The following is a 17,293-nucleotide window of genomic DNA, read 5'->3' on the forward strand; positions in this document are numbered from 1 at the left end:
GAACGCCGTGAAGGTAGGCGGGCGGCGGACCGCCGGATAAGTGCCGGGCGGCCAGAACCCCGGCCGTGCCGCGGGCCGTTGTGCCGATCGGCACATGACCTCGGGCCAGCTCCGCGGCGGGCGATTGAACGGCCGGATCCGCGCCGTCTAGCCTGGCCGCACGGCAGCGGGCACCTCGCACCGCGCGCGGCAGGGGGAGGCGGCGATGTCCCACACCGAAGGCCCGTTCCCCGCCTCCGCGCGCCGGGTCGCCATGGTGGTGTACACGGCCGTGCTGCTGGGCGGCCTGTATTACGGCCTGGTCATCGAGCGCCCGGTGGCGGCCGGCCGGCTCGCCGGCTTCACCGCGGTGCTGGCCGCGCTGTTCGCCCTGGAGGCCGCGGTGCACCGGCGCGGACCGTCCGGCCAGCCGGCCCGGGCCGCCGCCGGGCTGCTGCTGGTGCGGCTGCCGCTGTTCGTGCTGGCGGTCGCGCTGGAGGGGTCCGGGGTCGCCCGCGCGCTGTATGTGCTGATCCCGTTCGCCGCCTACTTCGCCTTCGGCGCGGCGGTGGCCCTGGCCCTGGCCGGCGCCTGCACCGCGCTGCTGCTCACCGGCTACAGCCTGACCGTCCCCGGCTGGTACACCGAGCCCGAGTACGTCTCCGATCTGGTGATGTTCACCCTGGGCCTGGCCATGGCGGTCTCCATGGCGGCGATGGCCGCGGGCGAGCAGGGCGGCCGGCTCCGGCTGGAGGAGTCCCACCGGCGGCTGGCGGCCTATGCCGACCGGGTGGCGGAGCTGTCCACCGCGGCCGAGCGCAACCGGCTGGCCCGGGAGATCCACGACAGTCTGGGCCACCATCTCACCGCGGTGGCCATCCAGCTGGAGAAGGCGGCGGCCTTCACCGACCGTGATCCGCCGGTGGCCGCCCGGGCGCTGGCGGACGCCCGCTGGTCCGCCGACCGGGCGCTGGCGGAGGTGCGCCGCTCGGTGCGCGCCCTGGGCGAGGACGGACCGCTGCCGTTCTCCCTGCCGGAGGCGCTGGCCGAGCTGGTCCGGCACGCCGGCGGCCGGGAGGAGCCCAGAATCGACCTGGAGATCAGCGGGGAGGGGACCGAGGGCTATCGTCCGCCCGCGCTCACCGCGCTCTACCGGGCCGCCCAGGAGGGCCTGACCAATGCCTGCCGGCATGCCGCGGCCTCCCGGATCTCGGTCTCCCTGGACCTCGGTCCGTCCGCCGCCCGGCTGGTGGTCAGCGACGACGGGCGCGGCATCGGCCGGCCGCCGGAGCCCGGCGCGGGCTTCGGGCTGCGCGCCATGCGGGAGCGGGTCGGGCTGCTGGGCGGCAGCGTCGAGGTGGCCGGCCCGCCCGGCGGCGGCACCACCCTGACCGTCACCGTGCCCCGGACGGCGGGCCCATGACCGACGGGACGGTACGGGTGCTGGTGGTGGACGACCAGGAGCTGGTGCGCGAGGGCATCGCCTCGCTGCTGGGCCTGCAGCCGGGCATCGAGGTGGTGGGCAGCGCCGCGGACGGCGAGGAGGCCCTGGCGCGCAGCCTGGAACTGGCGCCGGACGTGGTGCTGATGGACGTCCGGATGCCCCGGATGACGGGGGTGGAGGCGGTGGAGGCGCTGCGCCGCCGCGCCCCGCGCATCACCGTCGTCATGCTCACCACCTTCGACGACGACGAGTACGTGGTGCGCGCGCTGCGGGCCGGCGCGAGCGGCTATCTGCTGAAGAACCTGCCCGCCGCCGAACTGGCGGGCGCGGTGCGGCTGGCGCACGCCGGGGTGGGGCAGTTCGACTCCTCGGTCACCCGCCGCATGGCCTCCACCCTGCTGCCGCCCCCGGTCGGCGCCCCGCCCCCCGGGCCGGCGGGCGGGGAGCTGACCGGCCGGGAGGTGGAGGTGCTGCGGCTGATCGCCACCGGCGCCACCAACCGAGAGATCGCCGCCCGGCTGTATCTGAGCGAGGGCACGGTGAAGAACCACATCTCGCGGATTCTGGGCCGGCTGGGGCTGCGCGACCGCACCCAGGCCGCGCTCTACGCCCGCGACCGCGGGCTGCTCTGACCGCCGGCGCCGCGGGCCGCGCGACGGCGGGGGCGCGGCGGGCGGAAGCAGGGCGGTGCCCGCGGGGAGGGGCGCCCGGTGCCGGGCCGGCGGATCCCGCACCCGGACCGGGTGCGGGATGCGATGCCGGACGGCGGTTGCCCGGCGCTGTCGGTGCGGTAGGGCATCATCCGGGGTGTGAACCGACGACTGATGCTGCTGGACACCGCGTCGCTCTACTTCCGTGCCTACTTCGGTGTGCCCGAGACGGTCCGCGCCCCGGACGGCACCCCGGTCAACGCCGTCCGGGGCCTGCTGGACTTCATCGCCCGCCTGGTGCAGGACCACCGCCCGGACGCCCTGGTGGCCTGCATGGACGAGGACTGGCGCCCGCACTGGCGGGTCGAGCTGATCCCCTCGTACAAGGCGCACCGGGTGGCCGAGGAGGTGCCCGCGGGCTCCGATGTGGAGCAGGTGCCGGACACCCTCACCCCCCAGGTGCCGGTGATCGAGCAGGTGCTGGACGCCATCGGCATCGCCAGGCTGGGCGCCCCCGGTTACGAGGCCGACGATGTGATCGGCACCCTGGCCGCCCGGGCCGGCGGCCCGGTGGACATCGTCACCGGCGACCGGGATCTCTTCCAGCTGGTGGACGACGAGGGCCGGGTACGGGTGCTGTTCCCCCGCAAGGGCGTGGGGGACTGCGATCTGGTCACCGACCGGGTGATCCGCGAGCGGTACGGCATCGCCGCCGCCCAGTACGCCGACTTCGCCGTGCTGCGCGGCGACCCGAGCGACGGCCTGCCGGGGGTGAAGGGCATCGGCGAGAAGTCCGCCGCCCAGCTGCTGGCCGAGCACGGTGATCTGGCCGGGGTGCGCCGGGCCGCGGCCGATCCGGGGTCCCGGATCACCCCGGCCCGCCGCAGGAGTCTGACCGCCGCCGCCGCGTATCTGGATGTCGCCCCCCGGGTGGTCCGGGTGGCCCGTGATGTGCCGCTGCCCAGGGCCGCGGTGGCGCTGCCCGCCGCGCCGCGGGACCCGGAAGCGCTGCGGGCGCTGGACAGCCGCTGGGGCCTGGGCGGCTCCCTGTCCCGTCTGCTGGCGGCCCTCCCCGGCTGAGCCGCCCCCGCCGAGCCGCCCCGGCTGACGCCGGCACGGGGCCGGGCGGCCCCGGCCGCGTGCCGGCGTCAGCCGACCGAGGAGTAGGCGACGACGCCGCGGAGCAGTGCGTCGACGGCCTTGCGGGCGGTGGCGGGCACGGTGCTGTGCTCCTCCGGCGCCGCGGCGGCGATCTGGCCCAGCACATCGATGACCTGCTTGCACCAGCGCACGAAGTCACCGGCGGGCAGCTCGCTGTCGCGCAGCACCGCGTCCAGCCCATGGCCCTGGGCCCAGCGGTAGACCGGCCAGGCGAAGCCGAGATCCGGCTCCCGCTGGCCGACGCCCGAGGAGGCGCTGATCCGGTGCTGCTCCTCCAGCGCGTCCAGCCGGCCCCATATCCGCACCATCTCGCCCAGCGCCCGCCGGGCCCGCCCCTCCGGCAGCTCCGGCGCGATCACATCGTCCGAGCGGGCCTCGTAGACCAGGGCGGAGGCGCAGGCGGCCAGCTCGGCCGGGCCCAGTCCCTCCCACACCCGGTGCCGCAGGCACTCGCTGGCCAGCAGATCCAGCTCGCAGTAGATCCGGGCCAGCTTCCGCCCCTCCGGGGTGACCTGGTCGCCGCGCAGATAGTCCAGATCGGTCAGCACCCCGGTGACCTTGTCGAAGGTGCGGGCGATGGTGTTGGTCCGGCCGGCGATCCGGCGCTGGAGCTGCTGGGTGTCCCGCTGCAGCCGGTAGTAGCGCTCGGCCCAGCGGGCATGGTCCTCGCGCTCCGCGCAGCCGTGGCAGGGGTGTGCCCGCAGCGCCTCGCGCAGCCGCGCGATCTGGCGGTCGTCGGCCGCCGCCGCGCGCTGGCGCCGGTGGCGCCGCGGCTCGTAGTGCCCCGCCTTGGTGCGCAGTGCCGAGGCCAGATCCCGCCGGGAGTGCGGGGAGCGCGGATTGAACGACTTGGGGATGCGCATCCGGTCCATGGGCTCCACCGGGACCGGGAAATCGGCCGAGTTCAGCCGCTTCACCTGGCGCTGTTCGGTGAGCACCAGCGGGCGCGGGCCCTCCAGGCGCTCGGCCGCGGCGGCCCCCCGGCCGTCCCGGTGCCGGTGCCGGGGGCTGCGCCCGTCCGGCAGGCCCGGGTCCAGCACCAGCGCCAGCCCGGCGAACTTCCCGGTGGGAACATGGATGATGTCCCCCGGCCGGAGCCGCTCCAGGGCGTCCGCGGCGGCGGCCCGGCGCAGTGCCACGCCCTCCCGGGCCAGCTCGGCCTCCCGGTCCTTCAGATCCCGGCGCAGCCGGGCGTACTCCTCGAAGTCCCCCAGGTGGCAGGTCATGGCCTCGCGGTAGCCCTTGAGGCCCTCCTCGTTGCGCTGCACGTCACGGGAGATGCCCACCACCGAGCGGTCGGCCTGGAACTGGGCGAAGGAGGTCTCCAGCAGATCCCGGGAGCGGTGCCGCCCGAACTGCGAGACCAGGTTGACGGCCATGTTGTAGGAGGGCTTGAACGAGGAGCGCAGCGGGTACGTCCGGGCGCCGGCCAGTCCGGCCAGCGCCACCGGGTCCATGCCGCGCTGCCAGAGCACCACGGCATGCCCCTCGACATCGATGCCGCGCCGCCCGGCCCGCCCGGTGAGCTGGGTGTATTCCCCGGGGGTGATGTCGGCGTGGGTCTCGCCGTTCCACTTGACCAGCTTCTCCAGCACCACGGAGCGGGCCGGCATGTTGATCCCCAGTGCCAGGGTCTCGGTGGCGAAGACCGCCTTGACCAGGCCCTTGGCGAACAGCTCCTCCACCACCTCCTTGAAGGTGGGCAGCATGCCGGCGTGATGCGCGGCGACCCCGCGCTCCAGCCCTTCCAGCCACTCGAAGTAGCCCAGCACATGCAGGTCCTCGTCGGGGAGCACGGCGGTGCGCTCCTCCACGATCTGCCGGACCATGGTCCGCTCGCCCGCGTCGTTCAGCCGCAGCCCGGCCACCAGGCACTGCTGGACCGCGGCCTGGCAGCCGGCCCGGCTGAAGATGAAGGTGATGGCGGGCAGCAGGCCCTCGGCGTCCAGCCGCTCGATCACCTCGACCCGGCTGGGTGTCCAGATCCGGGCCCGCTGGCGCCGCTCGCGTTCCCGGTCGGCCTCCCGGCGCGGGCCGCCCCGGCCGCCGCGGTACACCGGGCGGGCCCAGTCGGTGCGGGCCAGCTTCTCCAGATCGGGGTTGACCTGGCGGCGGCCGTTCCGCTCCTCGAACAGGTCGTACATCCGGCGGCCGGCCAGCACGTGCTGCCACAGCGGCACCGGCCGGTGCTCGGAGACGATCACATCGGTGTCGCCGCGCACGGTGTCCAGCCAGTCGCCGAATTCCTCGGCATTGGACACAGTGGCGGAGAGTGACACCAGGGTGACCGACTGCGGCAGGTGGATGATCACTTCCTCCCAGACCGCGCCGCGGAACCGGTCGGAGAGGTAGTGCACCTCGTCCATCACCACATAGCCCAGGCCGTCCAGGGTGGCGGAGCCGGCGTAGAGCATGTTCCGCAGCACCTCGGTGGTCATCACCACCACCGGGGCGTCGGGGTTGACGCTGTTGTCGCCGGTCAGCAGGCCGACCCTGGCCGGGCCGTACCGCTTGACCAGGTCGCCGTACTTCTGGTTGGACAGCGCCTTGATGGGCGTGGTGTAGAAGCATTTGCGGCCCCGGGCCAGGGCCAGATGGACGGCGAACTCGCCGACCACGGTCTTGCCCGAGCCGGTGGGGGCGGCGACCAGCACACCCTTTCCGGCCTCCAGCGCCTGGCACGCCTCGACCTGGAAGAGATCGAGCGGGAAGTCGTAGAGCTCGCGGAAGGCGGCCAGCTCGGTGGCCTGGTCCGCCGCTCGCCTGCGCGCCTTGGCGTAGCGCTCGGCAGGGGACATTTCCTCGGTCATCGTGTTGTCGAGCCTACCGGTCGAGTCGGACAGACGGGCGGCCGTCGGGGAGGCGTCCGCCCGGCGGGCGCCTCCCGGCTCAGGTCACATCGTCGAAGCCGCCGGGCCGCCGGTCCCGGCCGGTCCCGCCCGTCTCACCGTCCGGGCCGACCTCCTCGGGCGCCCCGATGGTGGAGGGGGTGAGATCCAGGTCGGAAGCCTCGTCCGGGCTGAGCGCGGCGTCCGGGTCGCGCCGGCTGCGCCGCCAGTCGTTGATCACCGAAATGCCGGTGGCGAGGAAGTACAGCGCGGTCACCGGCACGGCCAGCGCCACCATGGACATCACATCGGTGGGGGTGACCGCCGCGGCGAAGATCGAGATGCCCAGCACCATGCCGCGCCACCAGCCGAACATCCGCTTGCCGGTGACCACCCCGCCGAGGTTGAGCATCACCAGGATCAGCGGCAGCTCGAAGGCCACGCCGAAGGCGATCGCCATCCGCACGGTGAGGTCGAGCACATTGGAGACGTCGACCAGGTTCTGGGCGTCGTCCGCGGTGAAGCTCAGCAGCACCGGGATGGCCCGGGGCAGCAGCCAGTAGGCGAAATACACGCCGGTGAGGAAAAGCGGCACCCCGACGCCGACCACGGCGCGGGTGTACTTCTTCTCGTGCTGATGCAGACCCGGCGCCACAAAGGCCCAGAGCTGGTGGATCCACACCGGTGAGGCGATCACCACGCCGGCCAGCATCGACACCTTGATATAGGTGGTGAACGGCGAGGTCAGGCCCTGCTGGACCACGGTGGCGCAGCCGCCGCCGGTGGCCGCCGCGGCCTCCTCCTCGGTGCACAGCGGCAGCGGGGAGGTGAGGATGTTCATGATGTCCTTGGCGAACACCATGGCGATGGCGGTGATCACCAGGATCGCCAGCACGGCGACGGCGAGCCGGTTGCGCAGCTCGCGCAGATGCTCCGCGAGGGGCATCCGCCCCTCGGGGTCCCTCTCCCTCTTCGGCCTGCGGCCATGTGCGACCCTGCGGGCGGACTTCAGCACCCCTGGTCCCTATCTCCTCCGCCGGCCGGTCGTTCTTCCGGCCGGCCCCTGACGGCAGCGGTGGTGGTTGCGGTGGTGCGCCGGGATCAGCCCTGGGCGGTGTTCCTGGGCTCCTCCACCGGCCGGGCGCTGGAGACGTCGCCGGGGGCGGCCTTGATGGTGCGCTGCGCCGGCCGGTCGTCCTCGTCCGCCTCCGCGGCCGAGGCCTGGCCGTCGTTCTTCATGGCGCTGGTCTCGCTCTTCAGAATGCGCAGGGACTTGCCCAGCGCACGCGCCGTGTCCGGAAGCCGCTTCGCACCGAAAATGAGAACGATGACGGCAAGGATGATGACAATCTGCCACGGTCCGATCTGGCCCATAATTCCGTCTACCTTCTCACTCCGGGACTGGTCCGGGACGGTGTCGCTTTTCGTGCCGCCGGGCCGAGTCACTCCCGCCGGTTCGCATGCGCTGCAATCTTAACGCCGAAGGGTGAACACAAAGCAATGCCCAGGCGTACCGTGCACACCCCGTGGCGCCTCAGTTCCGGCCACCGCGCCGCCGGCCGGCGAGGCGCCCGCCGCGCTCCGCCAGCGGCAGGGCGGCGGCCTCCAGATCCTCGGCGGCCAGCGCGATCCGCTCGGCGCTGTCCCCCACCGCCCGCGCCAGCCTGCGCACTTCCAGCGCCACCCGTACCGCCAGCACCCCCAGCACGGCGACTCCGGCGAAGGCGAGGAACAGGTGCAGCATCGGCCAGAACATGGTGCGCAGCCTAGCCCAGCGCGGCGGGGCCGCCGGTCAGGCCAGCCCGAGCTCCTCGTAGGCGCTCAGCGCGGCGCGCGCCGCGTCCCGGGCGGAGACGGCCAGCTCGGCCGGTTCCACCACCCGGCCGTCCGGGCCCAGCCGCAGCACCAGCCGGCGCAGGGTGTGCGGATCGGGGGTGCGCAGCGTCACCCGCAGGCCGCCGTCCGGCAGCTCCTCGGCCGCGTCGTAGGGGTAGTACTCGGTGATCCAGCGCCCGCCCAGGCCGACCTCGAACACCACCTCCGGGTCGTCCGGCGAGGGCTGCACCAGACCGGCGCTGAGATCCCGCGGCTGCAGCGGCGGCGGATCGGCCGGGGTGTCCAGCAGTTCGATGTGCGCCACCCGGTCCAGCCGGAATGTCCGCCGTCCCTCGGAGCGGCGGCACCAGGCCTCCACATAGGTGTGGCCCACGGCGAACAGCCGGATCGGATCGATCTCGCGCTCCGAGAGCTTGTCCCGGCCCGGGGAGTAGTAGCGGATGCGCAGCCGGCGCCGCTCGGCGATGGCCCGGTCCACATCGGCGAACACGCTGCCCTCGGACTCGAAGGTGACCGACATCCGGGCTCCCGCGACCGCGCTCTCCCCGGCCGCCGCCTCCAGCTTGGCGGTGGCCCGCAGCAGCGCCTCCCGGTCGCTCTCCCGCAGCCCCGGCAGGGTGGCCACGGCGCGGGCCGCCACCAGCAGCGCGGTGGCCTCGTCCGCGGCCAGCCGCAGCGGCTCGCCGGCCGAGGAGTTGACCGCGGCGGCGTTGTACCACCAGATGTGCTCGCCGTCGGTGTCGATGTCCAGCAGATCGCCGCCGCGGAAGCTGGTCCCGCACAGGGGCAGCACCTGGAGGTCGGAGATCAGCTCCTCCTCGGTCACCCCGAAGGCGCGGGCCACCTCGTCGACCCGGGCGCCGGGCCGGTCCCGCAGATAGGTGACCAGGGACAGCAGCCGCCTGGTCCGGTCGATGGCGTTGGTCGCCATAGCGGTGTCGCTCCCCCTCAGCCCTTGGCCACGGCGCGCAGCCGCTCCACCACGTCCGCCCGCAGCTCGGCGGGGTCCAGTACCAGCACATCGGGCCCGAACTCGGCCAGCCAGGAGCCCAGCCCGTGCCCGTAGGGAATCTCCAGCTCGTCCCATTCCGCGTCCAGTGCGCGGCAGGACAGCGCCCGGGCGCGCAGCGGGTAGCCGGAGCCGGACCGCAGCCGGATCCGGGCCCGGTCGGTGGCGTTCTCCCCGGCCCAGGCGGCCACCGCCTCGCGCACCGCCACCTGGCCGGGCACCGGCACGGTGAAGGAACCGGAGCGGGAGCGGACCTTGCCGTCGATCCGGGAGAGCCGGAAGACCCGCTTGTCGCCGCGGTCCCGGTCCCAGCCGGCCAGATACCAGTGGCCGCGCCAGCATTCCAGTGCCCAGGGCTCCACCTGCCGCGTCTCGGCGCGGACGGCGTTGGACTTGCGGTAGCCGAAGGTGACCGGCCGGCGGTCCCGGCAGGCCAGCATCAGCGGCTCGAAGGCCGCCTCGCCGGCCGGGACCCGGGGCTCCAGGGCATGGGTGCGCTCCTGGCCGTCGTCGGCCAGCGGCATGCCGGCCGCGCGCAGCTTCTGCAGGGCGCCGCTGGCCGCCCCGGCGAGCCGGGCCTGCTGCCACACCCTGGCGGCCAGGCTGAGCGCGGCGGACTCGGCCACGTCCAGGGTGATGGGCGGGAGCCGGTTGGAGTCCCGGCGGGCCATGTAGCCCACCTCGCCGTCCAGCGACTCGACGGTGTCGATCACCATGCCCAGTTCGCGCAGGTCGTCCTTGTCGCGCTCGAACATGCGGTTGAACGCGTCCTCGCTGCCGGCCTCGATATATGCCTCGATGGACGTCCGCAGCTCCCGCTTGGTCAGCGGGCGTGCCGTGCCGCGCAGGCACAGCGCCAGATTCATCAGCCGCTCGGCCTTGGCAATGGCCATCGACCCGCCGCCCCTCTCCTGCCGATCTCCGACACCGACCGTACCGTCATCGGGACGACGGGCGAAAGCGCGGGCCCGTCCCTGTGGACGGGCCCGCGCCCCGTTGCCGGCCGGTGCTGCGCCGGGTCAGACCGCGACCAGGTCGCAGACGAAGATCAGCGTCTCGTCCGGCCCGATCACATTGCCCGCGCCACGGCTGCCGTAGGCCAGGTGCGGCGGGATGGTCAGCTGCCGGCGCCCGCCGACCTTCATGCCCTGGATGCCCCGGTCCCAGCCGGGAATGACCTTCCCGGCGCCGAGCTCGAAGCGCAGCGGAGCGCCCCGGTTCCAGCTCGCGTCGAACTCCTCGCCGGTGCTGAAGGCCACGCCCACGTAGTGCACCGCCACATTGGCGCCCGCCTGGGCGACCGGGCCGTCACCTTCCCAGATGTCCTTGATCTCCAGCTCGGCCGGCGGCTCTCCGCCGGGGAAGTCGACCTCGGGCTTGCTGTTCCGCACGGATTCTCTCCTCGCGTGGGCGTCAGGGGGACCGGACCGGGTCCCCGCGGTTGTATCGGTCGGTCGGCGTCTCAGATGGCGTCGAGGATGTCGACCACGAAGACCAGGGTCTGGTCGGCCAGCTCGTGCGCCGGCTCGGCGCCCTCCTCGGTGACGCCGTATGCCTTCTCCGGCGGGATCACCAGCAGCACCCGGTCGCCGACGTGCTTGCCGACCAGGGTCTCGTCCCAGCCCGCGATCACTCCTCCGGCGCCGATCGGGAACTTGCTGGCCCCGCCGTGGTCCCAGGAGGAGTCGAACTTCTCGCCGTCGCTCCACTTGACGCCGGTGTACTGGACGATGAGCTGCTGGTTCGCCTTCACCTCGGCGCCGTCGCCCTCGATCAGCACCTGCTGCTGGATCTCGGCCGGCGGCTCCTCGCCCTCCGGGACGGTGATGGAGGCGGCCTCCGGCTCACCGGCCTGCACCTCGGGCATGCCCGGCCCGGCAGCCGCCTGCTCGCCCTCGGCCATGGACAGCGGGTCGATCACGGTGACGATGTCGTAGACGAAGACCACGCTGTCACCCGGCTGGAAGCCGACGTTCTCGGCCACCGCCCCGATCAGCTCGGAGGCCGCGCCCTGGATGACCACCCGGCTGCCCTCGGGCTTGCCGACCAGCGGATCGGTCACGGCCAGCGGCAGCAGATCCTCCTTGCCCATCTGGAGGGCGGCGTAGACCGGCTCGGCATCCTCCTGGCCCGCCGTCTCCCCGGAGCCCTCGGACCCTTCGGAGCCCTCGGTCTGCTGGTCCTCGGCGGTGCGCGGGCTCCAGGTGTTGACGAGGTCCTCCTCGTCCTCCTTCAGCCCCCGGGCGAGCAGGCTGACCCGCAGGTAGTCGTTCTCCGCCACGGTCGGGCCGTCACCCTCCTCCAGCACCGTGACCACGGTCTCACTGCTGGTCTCGGCGCCGTCCGGGACCTCGATGGCGGGCTCCTCGCCCACCGCGCCGGTGACGGTGGCCAGCGGCCATGGCGCGTTGCTCTCGCTCTCCTGGGTCTCCTCGGCGTCCGCGGAGTTCCCGGAGTTCCCGGAATCCGAGCCGCAGGCGGCGGTGAGGAGCAGTACCGGAACGGCGAGCGCCGCGGCCAGGCGGCGGGCCGTCCTCGTCGGACGGGTCGGGCGCTTGATGGAAATCATCGGTCCAGTTTCGCGGTAGGGAGGGTCGGGGCGGGACTCCCGCTGGTCCCGCCCAACCCTACGGCCTCGCCGCGCGGACCGGGACGGCCGGCCGTCCGGGGCCCGGCTCACATGCCGGCGATCAGCTTCTCCACCCGCTCGTCCACCGAGCGGAACGGGTCCTTGCACAGCACCGTGCGCTGCGCCTGGTCATTGAGCTTCAGATGCACCCAGTCGACGGTGAAGTCCCGCCGCTGCTCCTGGGCACGGCGGATGAAGTCGCCGCGCAGCCGGGCCCGGGTGGTCTGCGGGGGCACCGACTTGGCCTCGAAGATCCGCAGGTCGTTGCAGACCCGCTGCGCCTGGCCGCGCCGCTCCAGCAGGTAGTACAGGCCGCGGCGGCGGTGGATGTCGTGGTAGGCGAGGTCTATCTGGGCCACCCGCGGGTGGGACATGGTGAGGTTGTTCCTGGCCCGGTAACGCTCGATGAGCTGGTACTTCATCACCCAGTCGATCTCGGTGTTGATCTTGTCCAGCTCCTGGTTGCGGACGGCGTCCAGGGTGCGGCCCCACAGCTCCAGGACCTGGGCCACCGTGCCGCTGTTGATGCCCCGGCGCTCGCAGAAGTCGAGCGCCTTCTCGTAGTACTCCTGCTGGAGCTCCAGGGCGGACGCCTCGCGGCCGGTGGCCAGCCGCACCTGGCGCTGGCCCGTTATGTCGTGGCTGACCTCGCGGATGGCCCGGATGGGGTTCTCCAGGGTGAGGTCCCGCATCACCGTGCCCGCCTCGATCATCCGCAGCACCAGATCGGTGGCGCCGACCTTGAGCAGCATGGTGGTCTCGGACATGTTGGAGTCGCCGACGATCACATGCAGCCGGCGGTAGCGCTCGGCGTCGGCGTGCGGCTCGTCCCGGGTGTTGATGATCGGCCGGGAGCGGGTGGTCGCCGAGGAGACGCCCTCCCAGATGTGCTCGGCGCGCTGGCTGACGCAGAAGACGGCGCCGCGCGGGGTCTGCAGCACCTTGCCCGCGCCGCAGACCAGCTGCCGGGTGACCAGGAAGGGAATCAGCACATCGGCCAGCCGGGAGAACTCGCCGTGCCGGGCCACCAGGTAGTTCTCGTGGCAGCCGTAGGAGTTCCCGGCCGAGTCGGTGTTGTTCTTGAACAGGTAGACGTCGCCGGCGATGCCCTCCTCGTGGAGGCGGCGCTCGGCGTCGACCAGCAGGCCCTCCAGGATGCGCTCGCCGGCCTTGTCGTGGGTGATCAGCTCGGTGACGTTGTCGCACTCGGGCGTGGCGTACTCCGGATGCGAACCGACATCCAGGTACAGCCGGGCCCCGTTCCGCAGGAAGACATTGCTGCTGCGGCCCCATGACACGACTCGGCGGAAGAGGTACCGCGCGACCTCGTCCGGTGACAGCCGACGCTGTCCCCGGAAGGTGCAGGTGACGCCGTACTCGTTTTCCAGCCCGAAGATTCGGCGGTCCATGCAGTGAACATTACGCCCGACGGTCTCTTCTGAAACCGGCTTTCGCCCGGCGTTGCGATCATTTTCCGGGCGGCGGAGGGTCCGGCACGCCCGCGACCGGCAGCGATGCCGGATGTCCCGGCCGGCCCGCGGCCACCGGACGGGACCCGCCGCCGGGCGCGGCCGGCGGGCGGCGGGCCGCCGCGAGCACCGCGGCGGCCACCAGACCGGCGGCCCCGGCCACCGCGAAGCCGCCGGCCGGGCCGGCCGCCTCCAGCACCGGGCCGACCACCGCGGTACCGGCCGCCGAGCCCACCCCGAAGGTGGTGACCAGCCAGGAGAACGCCTCGGTGACGGTGCCGCGCGGCGCGTGCCGGTCGATCACCACGAAGGCACAGGCCAGGGCCGGGGCGAGAAACACCCCCGAGAGCCCGGCCAGCAGGGTCATCAGCACCACCGGCCCCGGGGCCAGCGCCAGCGGCAGATAGCCGGCCGCCAGCGCGGCGACCAGCAGCCGCAGCCGCCCCTCCGGGGCGCCGGGCCACTGCCGGGCGCCGTAGCCGAGGCCGCCGGCCAGCGCTCCGGCCGCCAGGGCGGAGAGCAGCCAGCTCGATATCAGCGGCTCGCCCCGGTCGTCGGCGTAGGCCACCGCGGCCACCGAGATGGCACCCAGTGCCAGGCCGACGAAGAAGAAGCAGGCCAGCAGGGTCCGCAGAACGGACGAACGCAGGGCGCCCAGCCAGTGCGCGGCGCGCGGGGCGCTGCGCCAGCGGCGGGACGGCGGGGAGGCCACCACCCACAGCGCCCCGGCCACCCCGACCGCGTTCACCACCAGCAGCGCCGCCGCCTCGGACCACCGGGAGACCAGCAGCATCAGCAGCAGCGGGCCGGCCGCGAACATCACCTCCTGGGCGACCGCGTCCAGGGCGTAGGCGCGCTGCACCCGCTCCTCGCGGCCGAGCACGCCCGGCCACAGCGCCCGCAGCCCGCCCTCCAGCGGCGGGGTGGTGAGCCCGCCGAGCAGGATCGCGGCGGCGGCCGGGGCGGCCGGTTCGGTGCCGCACAGGGCCAGCAGGGCCATGCAGCCGGCGGAGGCCAGCGCGGCGGGCAGCATCACCCGGGGCTGGCCGTGGAGGTCGGCCAGCCGGCCGAGCAGCGGCTGGCCGACGGCGGTGGCCAGACCGTAGGCCGCGGCCAGCGCACCGGCGAGGGCGTAGGAGCCGCCCTCGGCACGGGTGAACAGCACGATGGCCAGCGGGGCCGTGGCGTAGGGCAGCCGGCCGAGCAGCGTGCCGGCCAGCAGCCGCGCCGCGTACCGCACCCGCAGCAGCTCCAGATACCCCACGGCCACGCCTCCCGCCCCGGTGAGTGTTACGTATAACGTCGAAGGACGTCACGACTCTACCCGCCCGCGGGACGGGCCGGAACGTCCCGCGGGCGACGGATGCGGGATCAGCGCAGCACGCCCGCCCGGCGGGCCTCGGCGAGCCAGTCGGGGAACTCCAGCATCAGGCGCTTGTACAGCTCCTCGTCGGTGAGCGCCGACGGATCGGTGCCGGCCGGGAAGAACCCGGCGTTGTCCACCGCCCGCCGCCCGGGCACCGGCAGCTCGTCGAGCCTGCGCAGAAAATCGAACTGCTTGTCGTCCGGGTCGCCGAAGCCGATGAACTGCCAGAACAGCGGCAGCCCGGCCGCCTCGCACAGCAGCTCCTCGGCGGCCCGGCGGGAGGTCGGTCCGCCGTCGGTCTGGAAGACCACGAAGGCGGGCGCCGGGGTGCCGGAGGCCCGGTGGTGCTCGATGACCGCCCGCATGGCCAGGTGGTAGTTGGTCCGGCCCATGTGGCCGTAGGACGCGTGCAGGGCGGCGATCCGGCCGGCGTAGCCGTCCAGCGGCAGACCGGCGATGCCGTCCACGCCGGTGGAGAAGAACACCAGCGGCACCACGCCGTCGTCGTCCAGATGGGCCGCCAGGGCCAGCACCTGCTCGGCGAGGCGCTGCACGGTGCCGTCCCGGTAGTACGGGCGCATCGAGCCGGAGCGGTCCAGCACCAGATAGACGGCGGCCCGCCGGCCGGCCAGACCGGTCTTCTCCAGGGTCACCCGCGCCGCGGTGTAGTGCGGCACCAGCCCGGCGGCCGTGGACCGCACCTTCTCCAGGCTGATCGCCGGTCCCGCTGCTGACCCGTCCCGGACCGGTGCGGCACGCCCGTCCGGCCCGTCCGGCCGCTTGCGGTGGTCGTTGGCCATGGCCCTCCCTTCGCCGTGGGACGCCGGGGCCTCCCCCGCCGCCGGCGCCGCAAGTCTTCCGCCGGGCGGCCGGACCCGCAATTCCCCCTGCGCGGTGCAACCGGGCGGGGCGAGGGGCGTGCACCGGCCGGGCGGGGACGGGGGAGGATGGGGTGACCGGAGTTCGGGAGGTGGCGTGGCGGACGGGACGGTGCGGCCGACGAGCAAGGACGTGGCGCGGCGGGCCGGGGTGTCGCAGGCGACGGTGTCGCTGGTGCTGCGCGACCGCTGGCACGGGCGGGTCTCCCCCGCGCGGGCCGAGGCCGTGCGGGACGCCGCACGGGAGCTGGGCTACCGGCCCAATCTCGCCGCGCGCAGCCTGCGGCTGGGCCGGAAGGGGACGGCGCTGCTGGTCGTCCCGGCGCTGACCAACGAGTTCTTCGCCCGGGTGTACACCGGCGCGGCGCGGGTCGCGGCGCAGCACGGCACCGGGGTGGTGCTCTATCCCTCCCCGGAGGGAATCGGCCCGGCACCGGATCCGTTCGAGTCGGCGAGCGCCACGCTGGACGGGGTGATCGCCTCCTCGATGGCCGCCGGTGCCCTGGCCGGGCTGCGGGCCGGCGGGCTGCGGGCCGGCGGGCTGCCGCTGGTGATGCTGGACAGCGAGCCGGGGGACGCACGGGCCGCCGCCACCGTCAATCCCGACATCGCGGACGGCATGCGGCAGGTGGCCCGCCATCTGCTCGGGCTGGGCCACCGCCGGTTCGCCCATCTCGGCGCGGCCGTGCCGTCCTGGACCTTCGCGGTCCGGGCGCGGGTGCTGGCGGAGGCGCTGGCCGCGGCGGACGGGGCCGCGCTGCTGGCAGCCGGGCGGGCGGCGCTCGGCGTGACGGAGGCGACCCGCGCGGCCGAGCGGCTGCTGGCGGGGCCGGACCGGCCCACCGCGGTGGTCTGTGACGACGATGTGCTGGCCGCGGGGGTGTGCAAGGCCGCGCGGCGGGCGGGCCTGCGGATTCCGGAGGAGATCTCGGTCACCGGCTTCACCGATCTGGCGCTGGCCACGGCGATCGAGCCGGAGCTGACCACCGTGCGGCTGCCCGCGGAGGAGGTGGGCGCGCACGGCCTGCGGGCCCTGCTGGCCGCGGTGCACGGCGGCCCGGCCGGCACCGTCACCCTGCCGGTGGCGCTGGTCCCCCGCGGCTCCACCGCCCCGCCGCCGGACTGAGCCGGTGCACGGCCGGTGCACGGCCGGGCCCCCGGCGCGGCCCGCCGCCGGGGCGGGGCGCTGCCGTACCGGGGGCCCGGCCGCGGCCGGTCAGTCCTCGCCGGAGGTTCCCGGCGCCTCACCGGTGCCGGAGCCGGTGTCGCCGGGCCCGCCCGCTCCGGCGGCGTCTGCGGCCTCGTCCTCCTCCTCGGCGGCGGCCGTGGTGCCGCCCTCCAGGAGCCGGGCCAGCGGGCGGCCCACGATGCGCTGGAACTTGCGGCGCTGCGGGCGGGTGCGGTCCAGCACCGCCACCTCCAGCTGATCCGCGGTCAGCTGACGCTCCCCGCCGTTGCCGTCCCGGGTGAGCGACTCCACGGCCAGCCGCAGGGCGGCGCCCAGGGTCATGGCGTCCTCGTGCCGCCGGCTCATGTGGCTGCCGATCTGGTCGGCGTTCCCGCCGATCGCCACCGAACCGTGCTCATGGACGATCGAGCCGTCGTGCGGCAGCCGGTAGATCTGGTCGTCCTCCGGGGTCTCGCCGACCTCTGCCACGATCAGCTCCACCTCGTAGGGCTTCTCCCCCGCGCTGGAGAAGATCGTGCCCAGTGTCTGGGCGTAGACATTGGCCAGGCCGCGGGCGGTCACATCGGTGCGGTCGTAGGTGTATCCGCGCAGATCGGCATAGCGGACACCGCCGATGCGCAGATTCTCGAACTCGTTGTACTTGCCGACCGCGGCAAAGGCGATGCGGTCATAGATCTCACTCACCTTGTGCAGCGCCCGGGAAGGGTTCTCGGCCACGAACAGGACGCCGTCGGCGTACTGGAGCACCACCACGCTCCGGCCGCGCGCGATGCCCTTGCGCGCATACTCCGCGCGGTCCGCCATGGCCTGCTGGGGTGAGACATAGAACGGCGTGGTCACCGGATGCGTCCCTTC

Annotated in this window: 16 protein-coding genes; 4 read left to right on the forward strand and 12 right to left on the reverse strand. The window is 73.9% G+C overall.

From position 1 onward, the window contains the following. Positions 1-205 precede the first annotated feature (205 nt). From BM242_RS22420 to BM242_RS22430, 3 genes are all read left to right on the forward strand, one after another. Positions 206-1,402, forward strand: coding sequence for a sensor histidine kinase (locus tag BM242_RS22420; RefSeq protein WP_093840704.1), 1,197 nt, complete (start codon positions 206-208; stop codon positions 1,400-1,402). Beyond that, complete coding sequence (locus BM242_RS22425; RefSeq protein ID WP_093840705.1) at positions 1,399-2,055, forward strand: response regulator transcription factor; 657 nt, start codon at positions 1,399-1,401, stop codon at positions 2,053-2,055. The genes BM242_RS22420 and BM242_RS22425 overlap by 4 nt, the downstream gene beginning before the upstream one ends. A 192-nt stretch (positions 2,056-2,247) precedes the next feature. Next, positions 2,248-3,153, forward strand: coding sequence for a 5'-3' exonuclease (locus BM242_RS22430; protein ID WP_175541538.1), 906 nt, complete (start codon positions 2,248-2,250; stop codon positions 3,151-3,153). 68 nt (positions 3,154-3,221) lie between these two features. Here BM242_RS22430 and BM242_RS22435 read toward each other — a convergent pair whose 3' ends face one another. From BM242_RS22435 to BM242_RS22485, 11 genes are all read right to left on the reverse strand, one after another. Continuing rightward, positions 3,222-6,044 (reverse strand): DEAD/DEAH box helicase, encoded by a 2,823-nt coding sequence (locus BM242_RS22435; RefSeq protein WP_093840707.1) that lies wholly within the window; start codon positions 6,042-6,044, stop codon positions 3,222-3,224. A gap of 79 nt (positions 6,045-6,123) precedes the next feature. Continuing rightward, positions 6,124-7,008: a twin-arginine translocase subunit TatC gene (gene tatC / locus BM242_RS22440; RefSeq protein WP_093840708.1), complete on the reverse strand. Its 885-nt coding sequence runs from the start codon at positions 7,006-7,008 to the stop codon at positions 6,124-6,126. A 155-nt stretch (positions 7,009-7,163) separates the two neighbouring features. Then, positions 7,164-7,436, reverse strand: coding sequence for a Sec-independent protein translocase subunit TatA (gene tatA, locus BM242_RS22445; protein ID WP_093840709.1), 273 nt, complete (start codon positions 7,434-7,436; stop codon positions 7,164-7,166). 160 nt (positions 7,437-7,596) lie between these two features. Further along, complete coding sequence (locus BM242_RS22450) at positions 7,597-7,818, reverse strand: hypothetical protein (RefSeq protein ID WP_093840710.1); 222 nt, start codon at positions 7,816-7,818, stop codon at positions 7,597-7,599. Between the two features lie 36 nt (positions 7,819-7,854). Continuing rightward, on the reverse strand, positions 7,855-8,829 hold the full coding sequence (locus tag BM242_RS22455) for a helix-turn-helix transcriptional regulator (protein WP_093840711.1): 975 nt from the start codon (positions 8,827-8,829) through the stop codon (positions 7,855-7,857). A gap of 17 nt (positions 8,830-8,846) precedes the next feature. Further along, positions 8,847-9,800 carry a helix-turn-helix transcriptional regulator gene (locus BM242_RS22460; RefSeq protein ID WP_093840712.1) on the reverse strand — a complete coding sequence of 318 codons (954 nt, stop codon included), beginning with the start codon at positions 9,798-9,800 and terminating at the stop codon, positions 8,847-8,849. Between the two features lie 126 nt (positions 9,801-9,926). Beyond that, positions 9,927-10,298, reverse strand: a complete 372-nt coding sequence (locus tag BM242_RS22465; protein WP_093840713.1) for an FKBP-type peptidyl-prolyl cis-trans isomerase — start codon at positions 10,296-10,298, stop codon at positions 9,927-9,929. A 71-nt stretch (positions 10,299-10,369) separates the two neighbouring features. After that, on the reverse strand, positions 10,370-11,476 hold the full coding sequence (locus tag BM242_RS22470) for an FKBP-type peptidyl-prolyl cis-trans isomerase (RefSeq protein ID WP_093840714.1): 1,107 nt from the start codon (positions 11,474-11,476) through the stop codon (positions 10,370-10,372). Positions 11,477-11,583: 107 nt separating this feature from the next. Continuing rightward, a complete protein-coding gene (gene pafA, locus BM242_RS22475) occupies positions 11,584-12,945 on the reverse strand; it encodes a Pup--protein ligase (RefSeq protein ID WP_093840715.1) in 1,362 nt (453 codons plus the stop codon). Between the two features lie 58 nt (positions 12,946-13,003). After that, positions 13,004-14,275 carry an MFS transporter gene (locus BM242_RS22480; RefSeq protein ID WP_093840716.1) on the reverse strand — a complete coding sequence of 424 codons (1,272 nt, stop codon included), beginning with the start codon at positions 14,273-14,275 and terminating at the stop codon, positions 13,004-13,006. A 101-nt stretch (positions 14,276-14,376) separates the two neighbouring features. Continuing rightward, entirely contained in the window at positions 14,377-15,171 is a 795-nt protein-coding gene (locus BM242_RS22485; RefSeq protein WP_093840717.1) for a vWA domain-containing protein, read from the reverse strand. A 175-nt stretch (positions 15,172-15,346) separates the two neighbouring features. On the opposite strand from BM242_RS22485, the gene BM242_RS22490 reads away from it, so the two are divergent. Beyond that, positions 15,347-16,375: a LacI family DNA-binding transcriptional regulator gene (locus BM242_RS22490; protein ID WP_245834402.1), complete on the forward strand. Its 1,029-nt coding sequence runs from the start codon at positions 15,347-15,349 to the stop codon at positions 16,373-16,375. 90 nt (positions 16,376-16,465) lie between these two features. On the opposite strand, the gene prcA is transcribed toward BM242_RS22490, so the two are convergent. Then, on the reverse strand, positions 16,466-17,278 hold the full coding sequence (prcA, locus tag BM242_RS22495; protein ID WP_093840719.1) for a proteasome subunit alpha: 813 nt from the start codon (positions 17,276-17,278) through the stop codon (positions 16,466-16,468). Between the last annotated feature and the right edge of the window lie 15 nt (positions 17,279-17,293).

Origin of the sequence: Streptomyces aidingensis (assembly GCF_900112355.1) — a bacterium.
Lineage (GTDB): Bacteria > Actinomycetota > Actinomycetes > Streptomycetales > Streptomycetaceae > Streptomyces > Streptomyces aidingensis.